Origin of the sequence: Cohnella rhizoplanae (genome assembly GCF_948329515.1) — a bacterium.
In the GTDB taxonomy this organism is placed as follows: domain Bacteria; phylum Bacillota; class Bacilli; order Paenibacillales; family Paenibacillaceae; genus Cohnella; species Cohnella rhizoplanae.
In genome coordinates, this window is sequence record NZ_CAOJCN010000002.1 from 208,111 (window position 1) to 225,221 (window position 17,111).

Consider the following 17,111-nt stretch of genomic DNA (forward strand, 5'->3'; position numbering starts at 1 on the left):
GGGCGGTCTCGCACCTATAAGCTTCGCCGCTCCGTGGCCGCCTCTAACCGCACAATCCTTGTGCGGTTATTTGCGCATGATACGCGCATCACAGAATAGGCGACAGCAGCCTCGAGATCGCTTCCTTGAACTTGATCCGCAGCGGCCGGCTGCGGTATTTCTCGAGCGTCAGCAGCTCGGAGACCGCGATATCCTGCTTGAATGCTTCGACGAGACGGGAGGAGACGTCCGCGTCGTAGAGGAACGCATTGACCTCGAAGTTCAGCTTGAAGCTCCGGACGTCGGTGTTGGCGGTGCCGACCGAAGCGATCTCCTGGTCCACGACAAGCGTCTTGGCGTGGATAAATCCGTTTTTGTACAAGTACACGTTCACCCCGGTCTCCAGCAGCTCTCCGATATTGTATAGCGTCGCCCAGTAGATGAACATATGATCGGGCTTGTCCGGGATCATGATGTGGACGTGGACGCCGGAGAGGACCGCGATCCGCAGCGCCTCGAGCATGCTCGGGTCCGGGATGAAGTACGGGCTCTGCAGGTAGATCGAGTGCTTCGCGGAGGCGATCATCTTGATGTAGCCCTGCTTGATGTGCTCGAGCTTGGAGTTCGGACCGCTCGCGACGATCTGCATGCCGACCTGTCCAGCCGCCGGTTCCTCGGGGAACAGCTCCGGCGCGTAGGTGATGTCGTGCTTGCGCGCGGCCTGGTTCCAATCGAGAATGAAGCGCGTCTGAATGCCGTGCACGGCCGATCCCATGATCCGCAGATGGGTATCGCGCCAGTAGCCGAACTTCGGATCGAGGCCCAGGTACTCGTCGCCGACGTTGAAGCCGCCGATATAACCGATCCGGCCGTCCAGGATGACCAGCTTGCGGTGATTGCGGTAGTTCATCCGCAGATTGACGAAGCGGAAGCGGGAGGGGAAGAAGGCCGCGGCTTCGCCTCCGGCCTCGATCAACGGCCGCAGCATCCGCCTGCTCAGCCTTCTGGAGCCAAGCTCGTCGTACAGCAGACGGACCTTCACGCCTTGCTTCGCCTTGGCGGTCAGCGCAGCCAGCACGGCCATGCCGAGCTCGTCGCAGCGGAAGATGTAGGTCTGAAAATGAACGCTCTCCTTCGCCGAAGCGATATCCGCCAGCAGCCGGTCGAATTTGGCGCGGCCGTCCGTCAGGATATCCACCGCGTTGTCCCGGCTCCAGAGCGCCCGGCTCCCTTTCAGATGCAGATGGATGAGGTCGGCATGCCGCGCGGCAATGTCCCCGAGCGACCGCGTCGTATCCGGCGAGCCGAGCGAATCGAGCTGCGACTGCGACAAGTTGCGGATACCGATCTTGTCCAGGTCGCCCCATTTGAACAGCTTCACTCTCCGGTAGTCCTGCGCGAGGAACAAATACATAATGAACCCGAGGATCGGAATAAAGTACAGCACCAGCAGCCAAGCCCAGGTGGAGCCGATGTCCCTGCGGCCCTGGAAGACGACGAATACGGCGAACACCATATTGAGCAGCAGCAGAAGGCCAAGCAGAATCGACGTGACGCTCACGGGAACCCTCCTTTCTGAAAAGAATGAATGGCAAGCGACCGGGGGGAAAGCGCGACGAAGAGGCGCATCGCCTCTCATAGTGAAGGCGATACGCCTCACACCGTGCGCGGGCTGCGCATCGCCTCTCGTGGTGAAGGCGATACGCCTCACACCGTGCGCGGGCTGCGCATCGCCTCTCGTGGTGAAGGCGATACGCCTCACACCGTGCCGCGGCTGCGCATCGCCTCTCGTAGTGAAGGCGATACGCCTCACACCGTGCGCGGGCTGCGCATCGCCTCTCGTAGAGAAGGCGATACGCCTCACACCGTGCGCAGGCTGCGCATCGCCTCTCGTAGTGAAGGCGATACGCCTCACACCGTGCGCGGGCGGCGCATCGCCTCTTGTAGTGAAGGCGATTGCGCCCCCAGGGCTTTAAGCATCAGATCACCTTCGTCGTCCACGCCTCGCCGTTCCAGACGTCGGTCGCCACCTCGCGGTAGAAGTCCGGCTCGTGGCTGATGAGCAGAATGCTGCCCTTGTAAGCCTTAAGCGCGCGCTTCAGCTCTTCCTTGGCGTCGACGTCCAAGTGGTTGGTGGGCTCGTCGAGTACGAGCAGGTTGGACTCTCGGTTGATGAGCTTGCACAGCCGCACCTTGGCTTTCTCGCCGCCGCTCAGCACGGAGATGCGGCTCTCGATGTGCTTGGTCGTCAGGCCGCACTTGGCCAGCGCCGCGCGCACCTCGAACTGGGTCATCGACGGGAATTCGCGCCATACCGACTCGATGCAGGTGTCGTCCGCGCCGCCCTTGATCTCCTGCTCGAAGTAGCCGACGAACTGGTTCTCGCCGCGCTCGACGGTGCCCGCGAGCGAAGGGATCTCGCCGAGCAGGCTGCGCAGCAGCGTCGTCTTGCCGATACCGTTCGCGCCGACGAGCGCGATCTTCTGGCCGCGCTCCATGAGCAGGTCGACCGGGCGGCTGAGCGGTTCGTCGTAGCCGATGACGAGGCCCTTGGCCTCGAAGATGAGACGGCTGGGCGTCCGCGCTTCCTTGAAGTTGAATTCCGGCTTCGGCTTCTCCTTGGCCAGCTCGATGACGTCCATCGCGTCGAGCTTCTTTTGCCGCGACATCGCCATGTTGCGCGTCGACACGCGCGCCTTGTTCCGCGCGACGAAGTCCTTGAGGTCCGAGATCTCCTGCTGCTGACGCTTGTAGGCCGACTCCAGCTGCGACTTCTTCGCCTCGTGCAGGGCGAGGAAGTTGTCATAGTCGCCGACATACCGGCTGAGCTGCTGGTTTTCCATATGGTAGATCAGGTTGATGACGCTGTTCAGGAACGGAATATCGTGCGAGATGAGAATAAAGGCGTTCTCGTATTCCTGCAAATAGCGCTTCAGCCACTCGATATGCTGTTCGTCGAGGTAGTTGGTCGGCTCGTCCAGCAGCAGGATGTCGGGCTTCTCGAGCAGCAGCTTGGCGAGCAGCACCTTGGTGCGCTGACCCCCGCTCAGGTCGTTCACGTCCCGCTCGAGACCGATGTCGGTCAATCCGAGGCCGCGCGCGATCTCCTCCACCTTGGCGTCGATGAGGTAGAAGTCGTTCGTGTTCAGAATATCCTGAATCTCGCCGACCTCCTCCAGCAGGCGCTCGAGCTCGTCGGGCTCTACGTCGCCCATGCGCTCGTACATGCCGTTCATCTCGGCTTCGAGGTCGTTCAGGTATTGAAAAGCCGTCTTCAGCGCGTCGCGGATCGTCATCCCCTTGGCCAGCACCGAGTGCTGATCGAGATAGCCTACGCGTACCTTGCGCGCCCATTCGATCTTGCCCGCATCGGGCTCCAGCTTACCCATCACGATGTTCATGAAGGTCGACTTGCCTTCGCCGTTCGCGCCGACGAGTCCGACATGCTCGCCCTTCAGGAGGCGGAAGGATACGTCGTTGAAAATCGCACGGTCGCCGAAGCCATGGCTTAGATTCTGCACGTTCAATATGCTCATGGGAATTCCCCTTTATATCGGTAATCGCGCCGCACGGGCAGCGCCAACCTACATTATAGTCCGCGATCCGCGATAAAAGGAAGACCAAATGCCTAAATTATGCGGCCGGTCGTCACGCTTTGCGGGATTCGAGTCCCTTCGCGCGTCTTGGCCCATCTTGAGCGCGCGTTCGCACATGCGGTACAATGGAAGGACGGCGATCGGCGCGATTTTTAGAGCCGTCCCGTTTGGAGGACTTGACCTATGCTGCGAGCTTTGTTTGGCGAACCCCCTTACGATTGGGGAGGACCGCTTCGGAATACGATCGACGCGATGGAGCGCTTCGCGCTGCTGATGCAGGAGCAGGGAGAAGGGGATTCGGTCGAGGCGGCGCGGATCCGCAAGTATCAGATCTGGACCGAGGGGCTGCTTCGTTCGCTGGACGAATTGGAGTCGAGCCGGTACGCGGCGCTCAGGTTCGGCAAGATGCTTAACGTGACCTCCTTCGAGGAGATGACGCCGGAGGATCGCCTGAACTATTACAATCATATCTATTTCGACAAAAACGCCTTCATCCGCCTGTTCTCGGTACTCGACAAGCTCGGCACGCTGATGAACGAATACTTGGAGCTGGACACGGAGAATCGGATCGAGAATCACTTCTCCTTCTTCACGGTGCTGCGCAATATGCGGCAGAACCAGCTGTGCCACGAGCTGTCCGAGAAGCTCGAAGCCTTGTACGAGCCCCGGCGCGAGACGATGAGCCGCTTGCGCAGACGGCGCAACATGGAGATCCATCAGATGAACGCGGAGCTCCAGGACGACCTGCTGCAGGTGCTGAACGTGAAGCGCGAGCAGCCGCACCTGGAGAATATCGACGAGAACATGGACGACCTCAGCGAGGGCTGGGAGCTGGTGTATCTCGCGCTCGCGCTCGTGTTCGATTATATGGGCAAGAAGGCGAAGAAAAAGGCGCATCAGGCCTAAGGAGCGATGGCGGTGGAGACGTTGAAGCTGGCAGGCAGGACGGCGCTGGTCACGGGCAGCGCCAAGGGGCTCGGCAGACGCACGGCGCTCGAGCTGGCCGGACTCGGCTGCGACGTGGCCGTAAACTACATGAACAGCCGCGACGAGGCGCTGCGCGTCTGCGAGGAGATCGAGGCGCTGGGCAGGCGCGCCGTCGCCGTGCAGGCCGACATCGCCAAGGCCGAGGATGCGGAGCGGCTCGTACGGACGACGGAGGCGCGGCTCGGCGGCGTCGACATCCTCGTCAACAGCGCGGGGCCGTTCATCCGCAAGCGCAAGCTGTTCGCCGACTATACGGCCGAGGAGATCGACTTCCTGATGAACGGCAATCTGGTCGGAACGATGCACATGGATCTCCAAGTGCTGCCCGGCATGCGCGAGCGGGGCTGGGGGCGCATCATCCACTTCGGCTTCGGACACGCGGCGGAGGCGAGATCCTGGCCGCACCGCGCCGTCTACGCGGCGGCCAAGGTCGGGCTCGTCTCCTTCACCAAGACGCTGGCAGTCGAGGAAGCCGCGAGCGGCATCACGGTGAACATGATCTGCCCGGGCGACATCCGGGGCAGCTTCAAGGAGAAGAGCATCGTTGACGCGGCCGGCGTGCTGGACGAGGAATCGCCCCGCGGCCGGCCCGGCACGGGGGAGGACGTCGCGCGCGTCATCGGGTTCCTGTGCCTGCCCGAGTCCGACTTCGTCACCGGCAACACGATCGACGTCTCCGGCGGCCTGGACCCGATCAAGAGCAACGTGCGCCGCGCCAAGGACGAATAAACAAAGAAGCCCCGCGCCGCCGGCTCTCGCCGGACGGGCTGGGCTTCGAACATTCCCGCTGGGGGAATATTAGAATACTTGAACGACTTCCTCGATGCCTTCGACTTCCTCGAGCAGAGCGCGCTCGATGCCGGCCTTCAGCGTGATCGTGGAGCTCGGGCAGCTGCCGCAAGCGCCCATCAGGCGAAGCTTGACGATGCCGTCCTCTACGTCGACCAGTTCGACGTCGCCGCCGTCGCGCTGCAGGAACGGGCGCAACTTGTCGAGTACTTCGAGCACCTCGTCGTACTTCGTAGCTTCTTGAACGTTGTCACTCACAATCATCCACTCCCTTCTTCCGTTTATTATAATACAAATTGCGCGCAATTAAAATGGATGTCTCCCAGAAAGGAGAATAGCGGTGAACATCGTAGAATTTTGCGTCAGCAATGCCCACCATGGCACCGACCGGCTCATCGATAAGCTGAATCTGCTGCCGGACCTCGAGACGATCGAATACGGCTGTCTCGGCAACTGCGGCGAGTGCTACCTGTCGCCGTACGTAATGGTGAACGGCGAGACGGTCGTCGCCGAGACGGCGGAGGCGCTGTACGATGCGATCCTCGAGGCGCTGGAAGACCAGGACGAGCACCGCAAGGCGCTCGACAAGCTGCTGGACGATCTGTGAGGATCGTCCGGCGGCGTCCGGCGCGGACCGATGCTTAGCCGAAGTGGCGGCGGCTCTTCCAGAGCACGCCGCTCTTCAGCATGCGCGGGACGCGGCCCATGATCGGCGTATGCCCCATGATGCCGAAGCCGGACTTCTTGCCGAGCGAGCCCAGCGTGCCGCGCAGCTTGATCTTGGGCAGGTGGATGCCCTTGCCGTGCACTCTCGCAGAGAGCACGTGCGCGACCTGCTTGCCCTGCGCCTGCGCGAGCTGCGCGCTAGGCGAGAAGGGCTGGCTCGAGCAATCGCCGATGACGAAGACGTTTGGCGCGTCCGGCATCTCGTGGTATTCGTTCACCACGAGCCGGCCGGCGTTGTCCTTGGCGTATTCGAGCCGCTGGATGAGCTCGACGGGCTGGATGCCGGCCGTCCACACCGTGACGTCGGAGGCGATGTCGCCCGTCGCCGTATGGATGACGCCTTCGCCGATGCTCGTCGTCGTGATATGGGACAGCATCTCGACATTGTGCTCGCGGAACCAATCGGCCACGAACGATTGGAGCTTGCCCGGGAAGCCGGACATGACGCTCGGCCCGCGGTCCACGATCCGGATGTTGAGGTCCGGACGGCTCTCGCGCAGCTCGGCCGCCACCTCCACGCCGCTCAAGCCCCCGCCGATGATCGAGACTTGCCCGTAAGGGGCGGTATTATTGAGCATCTGGTACGTTCTGCGCGTGCCCGCGAGCGACTGGATGCTGCAGGCGAACTCCGCGGCGCCGGGGATGCCGTGATAGGCGTCCGTGCATCCGAGCGCGAGCACGAGATAGTCGTAGCTCAGCGGATCGCGGCCGGCGAACGTAATGCTGCGATCCGCGGGCGAGATGCCTGTCACTTCGCCGTAAACGATCTCCAGCTGATGATGCTTGGGATATTCGACGCGAATGTCCAGATCCGACGAGGTGCCCGCCGCCAGCGCATAATATTCAGTCTTTAATCCCTGGAAGGGCATCCGGTCGACCAGCTGGATCCGGACGTCCGAGGGAAGCTTATCCTCGATCAGTTCGTTCACCAGCGTCAGGCCGCCGTAGCCGCCGCCGAGAATGACGATATTGCTCACATGAAACGACTCCTTTTATTCGTAGACCTTGACTTCGTTGTACAGCGTGTCGCGCTCTACGGGGATTCTACCCGCTCCCTTAATCAGCCAAACGAGGTCCTCCCTCGTGATGCCTGCCGGCGTGAGCGCGCCGGCTGCGTGGCTGATGCGCTCCTTCACGATCGTGCCGTGCGCGTCGGAGGCGCCCATCGTGAGGGCGACCTGCGTGAGCTGGGTGCCGATATTAATGAAGTAAGCCTTGACGTGCTGGAAATTGTCGAGCATGAGCCGTCCGATCGCGATCGCCTTGAGATCGTCGAAGGCCGAATTGCGGCGGCGGATGCCCGCCTTGGGGCTCGTCGGCTGCATCGACAGCGGGATGAATACCTGGAAGCCGCCGGTCTCGTCCTGCAGCTCGCGCAGCTGGATCAAGTGCTGCACGCGCTCCTCGACCGATTCGACCGGGCCGTAGAGCATCGTCGTCGGCGTCTTCATGCCGAGCAGATGCGCGGTACGGTGGACCTCGAGGTACTCGGTAATGCCTGCTTTTTCGACGCGCATCTTGTCCCGGTATTGGTCGGACAGAATCTCCGCGCCGCCGCCCGTCAGCGACTCGAGGCCGACGTCCATCAGGCGCTTCAGCACGTCGCGGTACGAGAGTCCCGAGATTCTGGAATAAAAGTCGATCTCCGCCGCCGTATAAGCCTTGATCGTCACCTGCGGGTAACGCTCCTTGAGCGCGCGGATCGATTCTACGTAGTATTCGAAGGGCACATGCGGGTTATGTCCGCCGACGATGTGGAATTCTCTGGCCGTCGGGGTGATATGCTGATCGACGTAGGCGAACATCTCCTCCGGCGTCAGCGTGTAGGAGCCTTCCTCGCCCTGATCCTTGCGGAAGCTGCAGAAGGCGCAGTGGGATTCGCATACGTTGGTGAAGTAGAGGCTCATCGTCTCGGTAAAATAAACCTTCTTGCCGTTCTTTTTCTGGTTGACTTCGTTGGCCAGCTGGCCGATGGTGAGCAGGTCTTCGGACCGATACAGGTGCACGCCGTCTTCATGGGACAGCCTGACGCCGGAACGAACCTTGTCCGCGATCTCCGCCATGCGCTGGTCGGGATGCGTCGTTACGAGTGTCATGGTTAAACATGACCTCCTCCGGATGAAATGGGATAAGCCTGCGCCCGGCAAGCGAGGGCGGCTTGTCGGCAGACTTTGTGAAAAAAGGTACATAAGAAAACCAAAAAAATATGGCATTGAACACGCTATTAGCATTATAAGCCTCCTCCGCGTGGAGGGCAATATAAATCGGGCACGTATATTTCATCCGAAAAGTGGGAATGACCTTGAATAATAAACAAATTATGGTACTGTTAGAGAAGATCAATCGAATAAAAGGGAGCCAATAAGAATGACGAAACCCGATGTTCTGCCGCTTCAGGAATTGGAGCAGCTTGAGCAATCCGACATGATCGCAACGCTGCAACAATATCGCGCAACCTATACGATCAAGGACCTGACGCAGGCTTGGGGGCTGAATAACCCCATCCAATATTATATGTGGCTACGCAAGCATCAGATATACGAACAACTCGTGCGCAGGACGGATAAGTTCGAGCCGACCAAGGAGTGGAAGCGTACGAGGGACTCCGACGCCCTGCAGGGAGACGAACGGCGGGCCAAGGGTCTGCCGGCGGACCAGTTCCGCTACGGCATCGACACCGAGTCCTCCGGACCGGAGCTCGCGATGGTGTTCCGCAGGCTGGCCGACTTCCTCAGCAACGAGACGGGCAGCTTCCGCTGCCGAATCGAACTCAAGGCGATTCAGATGCCTGCGGCCGCGATGGCCGAGTGGAAGGACGAAGAACCGGGTGCGTGAGCGCCCGTTTTTTTTATGGAGTGGAACGCGTCTTCGTGCCGAACCATACGCCCGCGCCTCATGCACAAAAGATGTGCACCATCGCGTCCGGTTTCCATCCCAGCCGCGCTACGCCGCGCTTCATGCACAAAAGATGTGCACCACCGCGTCCGGTTTCCACCCCAGCCGCGCTATACCGCGCTTCATGCACAAAATTTGTGCACTGTCGCTCCACGCGGCAACTTCCACTCATCCGGCTGAACTGCGTTACGCTCAATCCTCTACGATCTCGATGCCCATATGATACAGCAGCGACGTCGCCTCGGGCAGGGCGAACTTCGCCTGCTGAATCCGGTTCTGAGTCGGATTGATCGCGTAGCCCGTCGCTCTGGAGAAGTCCGCGCCTACGAGGACCGTGTCGCCGAACAGGCTCTCGCTGAGATCCGTGCCGGCGAAGCTCACGCCGGTAAGGTCGGCTTCGCGGAAGTCCGCGTTTTTGGCCACGCAGTCCGTTATCGCGCAGCCCGGCAGCCGGAGTCCGATAAAGGTGGAGTGGCTGACCGCGCATTGGTTAAAGCTAAGCAAGCCGCGGCCCGCGGTCCTCGGCCAATCCGCATCGCTCCAGTTGACGCCGAGAACCTTGGACTTCACGAACGAGGAGCCGCTGAACTGGCTGTCCGTCACTTTGATGAAGTTCAGATTGCAGCTCTCGAAGGCGCAGCCTGAGAACTTGCACCCGATCAGCTCGGCCTCGCTAAAGTCGCAGTTCCTGAAGGTGCAGTCGTAGAAGCGTACGGACGACAGCTCTTCATTCGCCAAATGGAGATCGTTAAACGTCTCGTCGTAGTATTCGTCCTCGGTGAACATCGCCATCAGTCTCCCGCTCCGCGCGTTTGCGTTTTTTACCTGAGTATACCATAGCCGCCGAAGACCGGATGGGCGCGATCCCCTTGAGCGAATCGCCTGAGAGGAGTATACTGTATTCAGATCGATTACCGTTTTTTATACGTCAGGAGGGACCGTACATGATCCAGATCACGGAGGCGGCCGGACAGAAGATACAGGAAATGCTCGCAGAAGAGGGAAATCAAGGATTGTTCCTGCGCGTCGGCGTGCAAGAGGGCGGCTGCACGGGCTTCTCATACGGAATGGGCTTCGACGACGAGCAGCACGAGGACGACCGCGTGCTCGACATTCACAACCTGAAGGTGGTCGTCGACCAGGACAGCGCGAAGTACCTGAACGGCCTCGAGATCGACTGGAAAGAGTCGGGACTCGGCGGCGGCTTCACGATCTTTAATCCGAACGCGACCGCGACCTGCGGCTGCGGCTCGAGCTTCCGCACCGCGACCGACGCAGGCAAGCCCGCTGCGGCCGGCGAATGCTGATTGCAAGTTTTTAATCGGATCGCACATTTCTTCATAAGGAAGCCTCCGGAACCGCACGCTGCGGTTTTCGGAGGCTTTTTTGTTGTTCGGCGAGATTGGACGGACGACATACCAGGTCCGCGCTACTCCTGCCCGATCGCCAGCAGCTCCCGAATATCTTGCTCGCCGAGCGCCGAGAGCGCCTCCTGGCCGGGACGGATGACCTCGTCGATAAGATGGCGCTTGCGCTGCTGCAGCTCGGCCATCTTGTCCTCCACGGTGCCCTGGGCCACCAGGCGGATGACCTGAACGGCGCGCTGCTGGCCGATCCGGTGCACGCGGTCCGCGGCCTGCTGTTCTACCGCGGGATTCCACCAGAGGTCGTACAGGATGACCGTGTCCGCCCCCGTCAGATTAAGGCCCGTGCCGCCCGCCTTGAGCGAAGCCAGGAACAGCTCGCGCTCCCCGGCGTTGAACCTGTCGCACAGCGCGACCCGCTCCGACGCCGGCGTATCCCCGTCGAGGTAGAAGTGCGACATGCCGCGCGCGCCGAGCTCCCGGCGGATCATGGCCAGCATGGACGTGAACTGGGAAAAGACGAGCGCGCGCCGGCCTGCGCTGCGGCAGTCCTCGAGCAGCTCCAGCAGCTGGTCGAGCTTGGCGGAACCCCCGGCGTAATCCTCGACGAACAATGCCGGATGGCAGCAGAGCTGGCGGAGCCGCGTGATGCCCGCGAGGATCTGAATCCGGTTGCGATGGAAGGTGTCCCTGTCCAGATGCTTCAGCGTCTCGGTCCGCAGCTTGGCCAGATAGGCTGTATACAGCTTCTTCTGCGCCGGCAGCAACTCGGAGGCGATGACCGTCTCGATCTTCTCCGGCAGCTCGCGCAGCACGTCCGACTTCAGGCGGCGCAGCACGAACGGGCGGATGCGATCCGCCACTTCCTCCCGCGACAGCTCCGAGAAGGCGCGCCTGCCGGGGAATAGTCCCGGAAAGACGGCGCCCGCGATCGAACGGAGCTCGTCCAGCGCATTCTCGATCGGCGTGCCCGTCAAGGCGAAGCGGTGCTCCGCGGCGATCCGCTTCACGGCCTGGGCCGTCTGGGTGGTCTCGTTCTTGACCGCCTGCGCCTCGTCGAGGATCAGCGTATGGAAGTCCATCGTCGCGTAAAGCTGGACATCCTTGCGAAGCAGCGGATAAGACACGATTACCGCGTCGTAGCGGGCGGGCTCCGCCAGCGCTTCCGCCCGTTCGCTCCTGACGCCGTCTACGATGCGGGCGCGAATGTCGGGCGCGAACTTGCGCAGCTCGCTCAGCCAGTTGTACATGAGCGAGGCGGGGCAGACGATCAGCGCCGGGTGCCCGCGTTCGCGGATGACGGGGAGCATCGACGCGACGAAGGCGATGCTCTGCACCGTCTTGCCAAGTCCCATGTCATCCGCCAGGATGCCGCCGAAGCTGTAGTGCGCGAGCATCCGCATCCACCTGTAACCGTACAATTGGTAGTCGCGGAGCGTCCCCGAGAGCGCCTCGGGCACGTCGAATTCGGACTGGTCCGGATGCCGGAGGTTGTCGAGCAGCCGTCTTAGCTCGCGTCCCTGCTTCACTGCACCGCCGTCGCCTTCAAGCAGGTGCAGGCCCCGGACGAGCGGCATCCGCAGCTTGCCGTCCTTGAGCTCCGAGGGCAGCATGCCGGTCGCCGCGAGCAGCCGGTTCACCTCCGCGAAGTCCTGGCCGCCGAGCGGCACGAAGGCGCCGCCCGCCACGCGGTAGTACGTCCGTTTCTCCTGGAGCGCCTGCAGAAGGGACTTGATCTCGGCCTCGGGGATGCCCGAGATGTCGAACTTGAATTCGAGCCAGTCGGTTCGCTCGTCCGTATCGGCCGATACCTTCACGGCGACAGGCTCGGGGAGAAGGCGGATGCGGACGGCCGACGTCGCGTAGACGCTGAGCAGCGGCTCGAGCAGCGGGAGCACCCGGTACAGGAATTCGAACTCGCCTTCTTCGTCGCCGCCCATGACGTAGCCGGCTTCGGTGCGGACGAAGGCGCTGTCGTCCATCAGCTCGAGGATCCGCCGCTCCCGCTCCCCGTCCCGGACCAGGATCGGACCGCCGTCCGCCCGCTTGGACGCGGCGGCCTCCAGCGGGTTCAGCATGATGGGGCCGTAGTGGAATTCGAGCCCGGCCAGCAGACGGTCGCGCACGCGGTCCAGATACAGCTTGGCCGCGAGTGGCTCACGGACGATCTTGTCGGTCACGGCCTCAGCGATCCGTACGCTGCCGATCCGCATCAGACCCGGCACGACGCGCTCCATGAAGTCGTCCGTCTGCTCGCGCGGAATGCGCACGCGCCGCGGCACCGCGCCGGCGGGCAGCAGGTGTTGGAGCTGGGCGAGCTGCGCGCAGGCGGTCCGCGGGACCGGGACGAGACCTTCCTCCGTCAGCACGAGCCCGTACGCCTCGAGCACGGTGACCGCCTCCAGTCCCCGGACTTCGAGCTGGCAGCCGCCGTCCGCACCCTCCGGATCGTCATCCACCTCGTAGCGGACGGGCAGCGGCCCCGCGGCAGCGGGCAGGCCGTCGAGCAGCCGCTCCCCGGCCTGCAGGGACACGTCTTCCGCGCGGCGGAGCAGCGAGGCGAGCGCCTCCCATTCCTCCGGCGGAATGGCGAGCGTCCGTTCGTTCCGCGCGCCCGAGGCGCCGAGGCCCGAAGGAGACCGCACGCGCACGTGATCCCCCCGGTTGACGCGGATCAGCGCGCGGAGGATCTCGTCGTCCGCCTCCGAGAAGCAGTGCAGCTCCGGATCGTACGTAAAAGCCTTGGCGAGCATATGGGATTCGCCGCGTTCGACGCTGTCCAGCCATCGCCCGATCTGCCTAACCGGATAGGCGCGTCCCGACTTGGTGCCGACGCGCGCCTCGATGCCGAGCGCGTACGCGCGGCCCTCGTCGAGCGGCGCGCAGAGGAATCCGACGGATAGCTGCTCGCGGGTCTCGAACCGACGCCGGGCGCCGCTCCGAAGGGCGGGCTTGTCCTGGAAGAGCCCGATCATCCGGGCGGCCAGCCCGTCGCCGCTGCCGTCCTGGCCTGCAGATATGGGAACTCCTCCGCTCGCCGAAGGGATACCGGGCGCGCCGTCCGTCAGCCGGAACTCTATAATCCGCAGAAGAGCGGCCGCGATATGGTTGCAATATTTTCCGTAGGAAGCGAGAGACGGACATGTGCAAGATGCCGCGATGTCTCCCGCTGCCGTAATCTGAATCGTCGCTTCGTAAGGCGCCTTGGCGCCCCCTTGAACGAACGCTTGGTAGGCGCCGGCCTCGTCGTCGAATCCGGCGAACGTCACTTTGCCCGCGCGGGCATAAGCCATGCCGCTCTCGTACGCGATTCGGCCGCAGAGCGACCTCACGGTATGGCGCGTGAAGGGACCGGACATCGGCATTGCTCCTCTTCGCTGCCTGACGGCAGGTCATCCTCATCATGATACCAGAAAAGCCGCCATTCAGGGATGTCTGTCGAACGGCGTCGGACCCTGTGAATAAAGTTATCCCATATATCCACAGCGGCGGGTCAGCTTTTCACAAGTTTGTCCACAGAAATGGGGTGTTTTATGCACAGATTCTTGTGGGTAAAAGATGGAGTTGGACGACCATCCGCCATCCCTACAAAAGGGCGGCTTGCCGGGTCCATTCATCCAAGAGACTGCGCGAATGTCCGAGTATGCTGGTTATATACCGCATCCTAAGGAGGACTGGCGCATGCATCAGAATGCCGGACGCATGCTGGCGAGCAAATGGCTCAAAACGAAGGCGCTCTTGGCCAACGGCTATGTGGCGCGTCATATTCCGCCTACGAGAATTTACAGCGCGGGCAATCTAAAATCGATGTTGGAACGCTATGGCATGGTGGTGCTCAAGCCGGTCCGCGGCGCGGGCGGGCATGGCGTCCTCAAGGCGACGCGAATCGGAAGGGGTTACCAGCTTCACGCGAAGAGCAGGATCAGGACGTTCGGGACGTTCGCGGGTCTGTGCGGATATATCCGAAGGCTGAAGGGGCGCCGCGCTTATCTGATCCAGCAAGGGATCCGGCTGGCTACGATCGGCGGCAGACCGGTCGATTACCGGGTCAAGCACGTGAAGACGGCGGCCGGATGGCAGATTCGGGCGATGGTCGGCCGCGTGGCGCGCCCGGGTCTGTTCGTCACCAATCTGTGCAGAGGGGGCACGCGGATCACCGCGGGCCAAGGCATCGCGAGATCGCTGTCGCCGCGGATGGTTGCCGCCAAGAAGAGCCATATGCGTCATCTGACGCGCACGTCCACGGCGCTGCTGGAGAGCCGGTTCCCCGGGATCGGGCAGCTTGGCTACGATTACGCCATCGACCGGGGCGGGCGGATCTGGATGCTGGAGGTCAATACGCGTCCCCAATGACGAACCGGACGGAACGCAGCTCCCTATTGTTGGAAACTATCAACGCAAATTTCGCTATGAATTATTTTTATGAAAAAGGTGCGCGAAAACCTGTGGATAATTCCATCCACATTATACAACCCGCTCGACTAGGAAAGACGGGATTTTTCAACAAATTAATCACATCTTGTACACAGAGCGGTGTGGATAGCCGCGTGCTTGTCCGTCGATCGAAGGGCATGCTATGATGCCATCACAAAGAGCTCGCCAAGCGGGAGTTCTAGCAAGATAGCCTGCCTAAGAAAGGGTGTAGGTCATGTTGCCGTTACTGTCGGATGAGCTGCTGCTCGAAGCTTACCAACATGCCGTCCGCTTAAAGCTGGAGAGGGAATTCGTTTATTTGCTGCAAGCAGAGATCCGTCGCAGGCAATTGCCGGTCAAGGAAGAACGGCTGGCGAAGTAGAACGATGCCGCCCGTCGCCGATACCATCTTATAGAAGTCATCCGCGTGATCCGCCAGTACAGGCATCCGCGCTTATTCGGCCCTCCAGGGTCGAGAGGCGACGGATGCCTTTTTATTATTAATGAGCCGGGGCGCGCGTTTAGAACCGGGATGTCCGAACTTCATGGCGCGGGCTCGAATCTCCCGGCCGCCGCGTTCCGCCGGATACGGGATAAACCCAGCTGCAACAGGGTAAATTTGTGGAGAAGTCCAAACGATTTTGTAACAATGAACCTTGAAATGAAAGGGTAAAGCCGATATGATTCTTTTGAGGCAAAGAGACAAATATGCCTATCTTCATTGTGGATTTTTTCACATGTTGAACACCAAACTGGATTGGATGGGATCCCATGAGCAGTATACCCAAAATCGTCATCCTAGGCGCGGGGTACGGCGGCGTCCTGACGTCGCTGCGGCTCCAAAAAGAGCTTAATTATAATGAAGCTGACGTGACGCTCGTCAATAAACACGATTATCACTATATTACGACCCATCTCCATATGCCTGCTGCCGGGACCGACCATCCGGACAACGCGCGCGTGAGCATCTCCAAGCTCATCGACGAGTTCAAGATCGACTTCGTTAAGTCGACGGTCGTCCAGATCCGCCCGCAGGACCGCAAGGTCATCCTGGAGGACGGCACGTTATCCTACGATTATCTGATCATAGCGCTCGGCGGCGAGTCCGAGACGTTCGGCATACCGGGCATGGCGGAGAACGCGTTCACGATCCGCAGCATCAACTCGGTCCGGCTCATCCGCGAGCATATCGAATATCAATTCGCCCGCTACAAGCGCGAGCCGCACCGCACGGACTATCTGACGTTCGTCGTGGGCGGAGCCGGCTTCACCGGGATCGAGTTCATCGGCGAGCTGGCGGACCGCGTGCCGGATCTGTGCAAGCAGTTCGACGTGGACCGCTCGCTGGTCAAGATCATCAACGTCGAGGCGGCGCCAAGCGCGCTGCCGGGCTTCGATCCCGAGCTGGTCGAATACGCGATGGAGGTGCTCCGCAAGAAGGGCGTCACCTTCCGCATCGGCACCGCGATCAAGGAATGCACGGCCGACGGCGTCATCGTCGGCGAGGGCGAGGAGATCAAGTCGCAGACCGTCATCTGGTCCGGCGGCGTCCGCGGCAACCGGCTCATCGAGGAAGCCGGCTTCGAGACGATGCGCGGACGGGTCAAGGTCGACGAGCATCTCCGCGCGCCGGGCCACGAGAACATATACGTGCTCGGCGACAACTCGCTCATGTTCAACCCGGAGGGACGTCCGTATCCGCCGACGGCCCAGATCGCGATGCAGCAGGGCGTGAATTGCGCGCATAATCTCGTCGCCTCGATCCGCAACCAGTCGCTGAAGCCTTTCTCGTTCAGCAACAAGGGCACCGTCGCGTCGCTCGGCAAGGGCGAGGCGATCGGGATGGCGTTCGGCAAGAAGTACAAGGGCCGCATGGCCGCTTGGCTCAAGAAGGCGATCGACTTGAGATACCTGTTCATCATCGGCGGCATCCCGCTCGTGCTCCGCAAGGGCAAGTTCCTCTAATGCGCCACTGCAGCGTGCAGGTGCGCGGGCTGCTGACGCGGGACGAGCTGGACCGGTACAACGCGCTGATGGACGTCGGCGGGTACCTCGAGACGCAGCAGCGATACGATCTGTCGGCGGTGGTGCAGGCCGAAGTCGACCTGCTCATCCAGCCGGGCATCGAGCGGCTCAAAGAAAAAGGCCGCGAGCGCGACCGGATGACGCAGGAATATCTGGAAGAACGGCGCCGCGCCGAGTGGGAAGCGCAGATGCGCGCGGCGATGGACGACGAAGACGACTAGGCGCGCAGGGCGCCGCATGGGCAGGCCGGTTCCGATTCATTTCGGAGCCGGCCTGCTCTGCGTTCGCAGGCCGCTTGACGAAGCGGGACCGCGGCGCTGATAATAAGCCGTACTTG

The 17,111-nt window shown here is 61.7% G+C and carries 16 protein-coding genes; 9 read left to right on the forward strand and 7 right to left on the reverse strand.

Translation table 11 applies throughout. The features are described 5' to 3' along the window. Positions 1-88: 88 nt before the first annotated feature. Together cls and PQG80_RS05225 are read right to left on the reverse strand one after the other, a co-directional pair. The gene (gene cls, locus PQG80_RS05220; RefSeq protein WP_271750162.1) at positions 89-1,540 is read right to left on the reverse strand and encodes a cardiolipin synthase; all 1,452 of its coding nucleotides are present in this window, start codon (positions 1,538-1,540) and stop codon (positions 89-91) included. Between the two features lie 418 nt (positions 1,541-1,958). Then, a complete protein-coding gene (locus PQG80_RS05225) occupies positions 1,959-3,515 on the reverse strand; it encodes an ABC-F family ATP-binding cassette domain-containing protein (RefSeq protein WP_271750163.1) in 1,557 nt (518 codons plus the stop codon). 243 nt (positions 3,516-3,758) lie between these two features. On the opposite strand from PQG80_RS05225, the gene PQG80_RS05230 reads away from it, so the two are divergent. Both PQG80_RS05230 and PQG80_RS05235 read left to right on the forward strand, forming a co-directional pair. Next, complete coding sequence (locus tag PQG80_RS05230; RefSeq protein WP_271750164.1) at positions 3,759-4,481, forward strand: Cthe_2314 family HEPN domain-containing protein; 723 nt, start codon at positions 3,759-3,761, stop codon at positions 4,479-4,481. Positions 4,482-4,508: 27 nt separating this feature from the next. Further along, on the forward strand, positions 4,509-5,291 hold the full coding sequence (locus tag PQG80_RS05235; protein WP_271750493.1) for an SDR family oxidoreductase: 783 nt from the start codon (positions 4,509-4,511) through the stop codon (positions 5,289-5,291). A gap of 69 nt (positions 5,292-5,360) precedes the next feature. Here PQG80_RS05235 and PQG80_RS05240 read toward each other — a convergent pair whose 3' ends face one another. Continuing rightward, the gene (locus PQG80_RS05240) at positions 5,361-5,609 is read right to left on the reverse strand and encodes a NifU family protein (RefSeq protein WP_090111072.1); all 249 of its coding nucleotides are present in this window, start codon (positions 5,607-5,609) and stop codon (positions 5,361-5,363) included. 82 nt (positions 5,610-5,691) lie between these two features. On the opposite strand from PQG80_RS05240, the gene PQG80_RS05245 reads away from it, so the two are divergent. Continuing rightward, the gene (locus PQG80_RS05245) at positions 5,692-5,958 is read left to right on the forward strand and encodes a YuzB family protein (protein ID WP_271750165.1); all 267 of its coding nucleotides are present in this window, start codon (positions 5,692-5,694) and stop codon (positions 5,956-5,958) included. 34 nt (positions 5,959-5,992) lie between these two features. On the opposite strand, the gene PQG80_RS05250 is transcribed toward PQG80_RS05245, so the two are convergent. Together PQG80_RS05250 and mqnE are read right to left on the reverse strand one after the other, a co-directional pair. Further along, the gene (locus tag PQG80_RS05250; protein ID WP_271750166.1) at positions 5,993-7,054 is read right to left on the reverse strand and encodes an NAD(P)/FAD-dependent oxidoreductase; all 1,062 of its coding nucleotides are present in this window, start codon (positions 7,052-7,054) and stop codon (positions 5,993-5,995) included. A 15-nt stretch (positions 7,055-7,069) separates the two neighbouring features. Continuing rightward, a complete protein-coding gene (gene mqnE / locus PQG80_RS05255) occupies positions 7,070-8,173 on the reverse strand; it encodes an aminofutalosine synthase MqnE (protein ID WP_271750167.1) in 1,104 nt (367 codons plus the stop codon). Between the two features lie 271 nt (positions 8,174-8,444). Between mqnE and PQG80_RS05260 the strand changes: the two genes are divergently transcribed. After that, a complete protein-coding gene (locus tag PQG80_RS05260; RefSeq protein WP_271750168.1) occupies positions 8,445-8,912 on the forward strand; it encodes a hypothetical protein in 468 nt (155 codons plus the stop codon). 252 nt (positions 8,913-9,164) lie between these two features. Here the strand turns inward: PQG80_RS05260 and PQG80_RS05265 are convergent, their stop codons facing one another. After that, entirely contained in the window at positions 9,165-9,764 is a 600-nt protein-coding gene (locus PQG80_RS05265) for a pentapeptide repeat-containing protein (protein ID WP_271750169.1), read from the reverse strand. 152 nt (positions 9,765-9,916) lie between these two features. On the opposite strand from PQG80_RS05265, the gene PQG80_RS05270 reads away from it, so the two are divergent. Next, positions 9,917-10,279 carry a HesB/IscA family protein gene (locus tag PQG80_RS05270; protein WP_271750170.1) on the forward strand — a complete coding sequence of 121 codons (363 nt, stop codon included), beginning with the start codon at positions 9,917-9,919 and terminating at the stop codon, positions 10,277-10,279. 122 nt (positions 10,280-10,401) lie between these two features. On the opposite strand, the gene PQG80_RS05275 is transcribed toward PQG80_RS05270, so the two are convergent. Then, positions 10,402-13,695 carry a DEAD/DEAH box helicase gene (locus PQG80_RS05275; RefSeq protein WP_271750171.1) on the reverse strand — a complete coding sequence of 1,098 codons (3,294 nt, stop codon included), beginning with the start codon at positions 13,693-13,695 and terminating at the stop codon, positions 10,402-10,404. 322 nt (positions 13,696-14,017) lie between these two features. On the opposite strand from PQG80_RS05275, the gene PQG80_RS05280 reads away from it, so the two are divergent. The 4 genes from PQG80_RS05280 to PQG80_RS05295 all read left to right on the forward strand — a co-directional run bounded on the left by PQG80_RS05280 (position 14,018) and on the right by PQG80_RS05295 (position 16,995). Then, a complete protein-coding gene (locus PQG80_RS05280; protein ID WP_271750172.1) occupies positions 14,018-14,689 on the forward strand; it encodes a YheC/YheD family protein in 672 nt (223 codons plus the stop codon). A gap of 295 nt (positions 14,690-14,984) precedes the next feature. After that, positions 14,985-15,131, forward strand: a complete 147-nt coding sequence (gene sda, locus PQG80_RS05285) for a sporulation histidine kinase inhibitor Sda (protein WP_334219807.1) — start codon at positions 14,985-14,987, stop codon at positions 15,129-15,131. Between the two features lie 389 nt (positions 15,132-15,520). Beyond that, positions 15,521-16,714, forward strand: a complete 1,194-nt coding sequence (locus PQG80_RS05290) for an NAD(P)/FAD-dependent oxidoreductase (protein ID WP_271750173.1) — start codon at positions 15,521-15,523, stop codon at positions 16,712-16,714. Beyond that, complete coding sequence (locus PQG80_RS05295; protein ID WP_271750174.1) at positions 16,714-16,995, forward strand: hypothetical protein; 282 nt, start codon at positions 16,714-16,716, stop codon at positions 16,993-16,995. Before PQG80_RS05290 ends, PQG80_RS05295 begins: the two co-directional genes overlap by 1 nt. Positions 16,996-17,111 lie beyond the last annotated feature (116 nt).

What these genes read in the sequence shown, in the direction of transcription:
- PQG80_RS05230 (WP_271750164.1), top strand. Translation starts at nt 3,759, where the DNA reads ATGCTGCGAGCTTTGTTTGGCGAACCCCCTTACGATTGGGGAGGACCG.
- PQG80_RS05290 (WP_271750173.1), top strand. Translation starts at nt 15,521, where the DNA reads ATGAGCAGTATACCCAAAATCGTCATCCTAGGCGCGGGGTACGGCGGC.
- PQG80_RS05260 (WP_271750168.1), top strand. Translation starts at nt 8,445, where the DNA reads ATGACGAAACCCGATGTTCTGCCGCTTCAGGAATTGGAGCAGCTTGAG.
- PQG80_RS05225 (WP_271750163.1), bottom strand. Translation starts at nt 3,515, where the DNA reads ATGAGCATATTGAACGTGCAGAATCTAAGCCATGGCTTCGGCGACCGT.
- PQG80_RS05275 (WP_271750171.1), bottom strand. Translation starts at nt 13,695, where the DNA reads ATGTCCGGTCCCTTCACGCGCCATACCGTGAGGTCGCTCTGCGGCCGA.
- PQG80_RS05270 (WP_271750170.1), top strand. Translation starts at nt 9,917, where the DNA reads ATGATCCAGATCACGGAGGCGGCCGGACAGAAGATACAGGAAATGCTC.
- PQG80_RS05295 (WP_271750174.1), top strand. Translation starts at nt 16,714, where the DNA reads ATGCGCCACTGCAGCGTGCAGGTGCGCGGGCTGCTGACGCGGGACGAG.
- sda (WP_334219807.1), top strand. Translation starts at nt 14,985, where the DNA reads ATGTTGCCGTTACTGTCGGATGAGCTGCTGCTCGAAGCTTACCAACAT.
- PQG80_RS05265 (WP_271750169.1), bottom strand. Translation starts at nt 9,764, where the DNA reads ATGGCGATGTTCACCGAGGACGAATACTACGACGAGACGTTTAACGAT.
- mqnE (WP_271750167.1), bottom strand. Translation starts at nt 8,173, where the DNA reads ATGACACTCGTAACGACGCATCCCGACCAGCGCATGGCGGAGATCGCG.
- PQG80_RS05280 (WP_271750172.1), top strand. Translation starts at nt 14,018, where the DNA reads ATGCATCAGAATGCCGGACGCATGCTGGCGAGCAAATGGCTCAAAACG.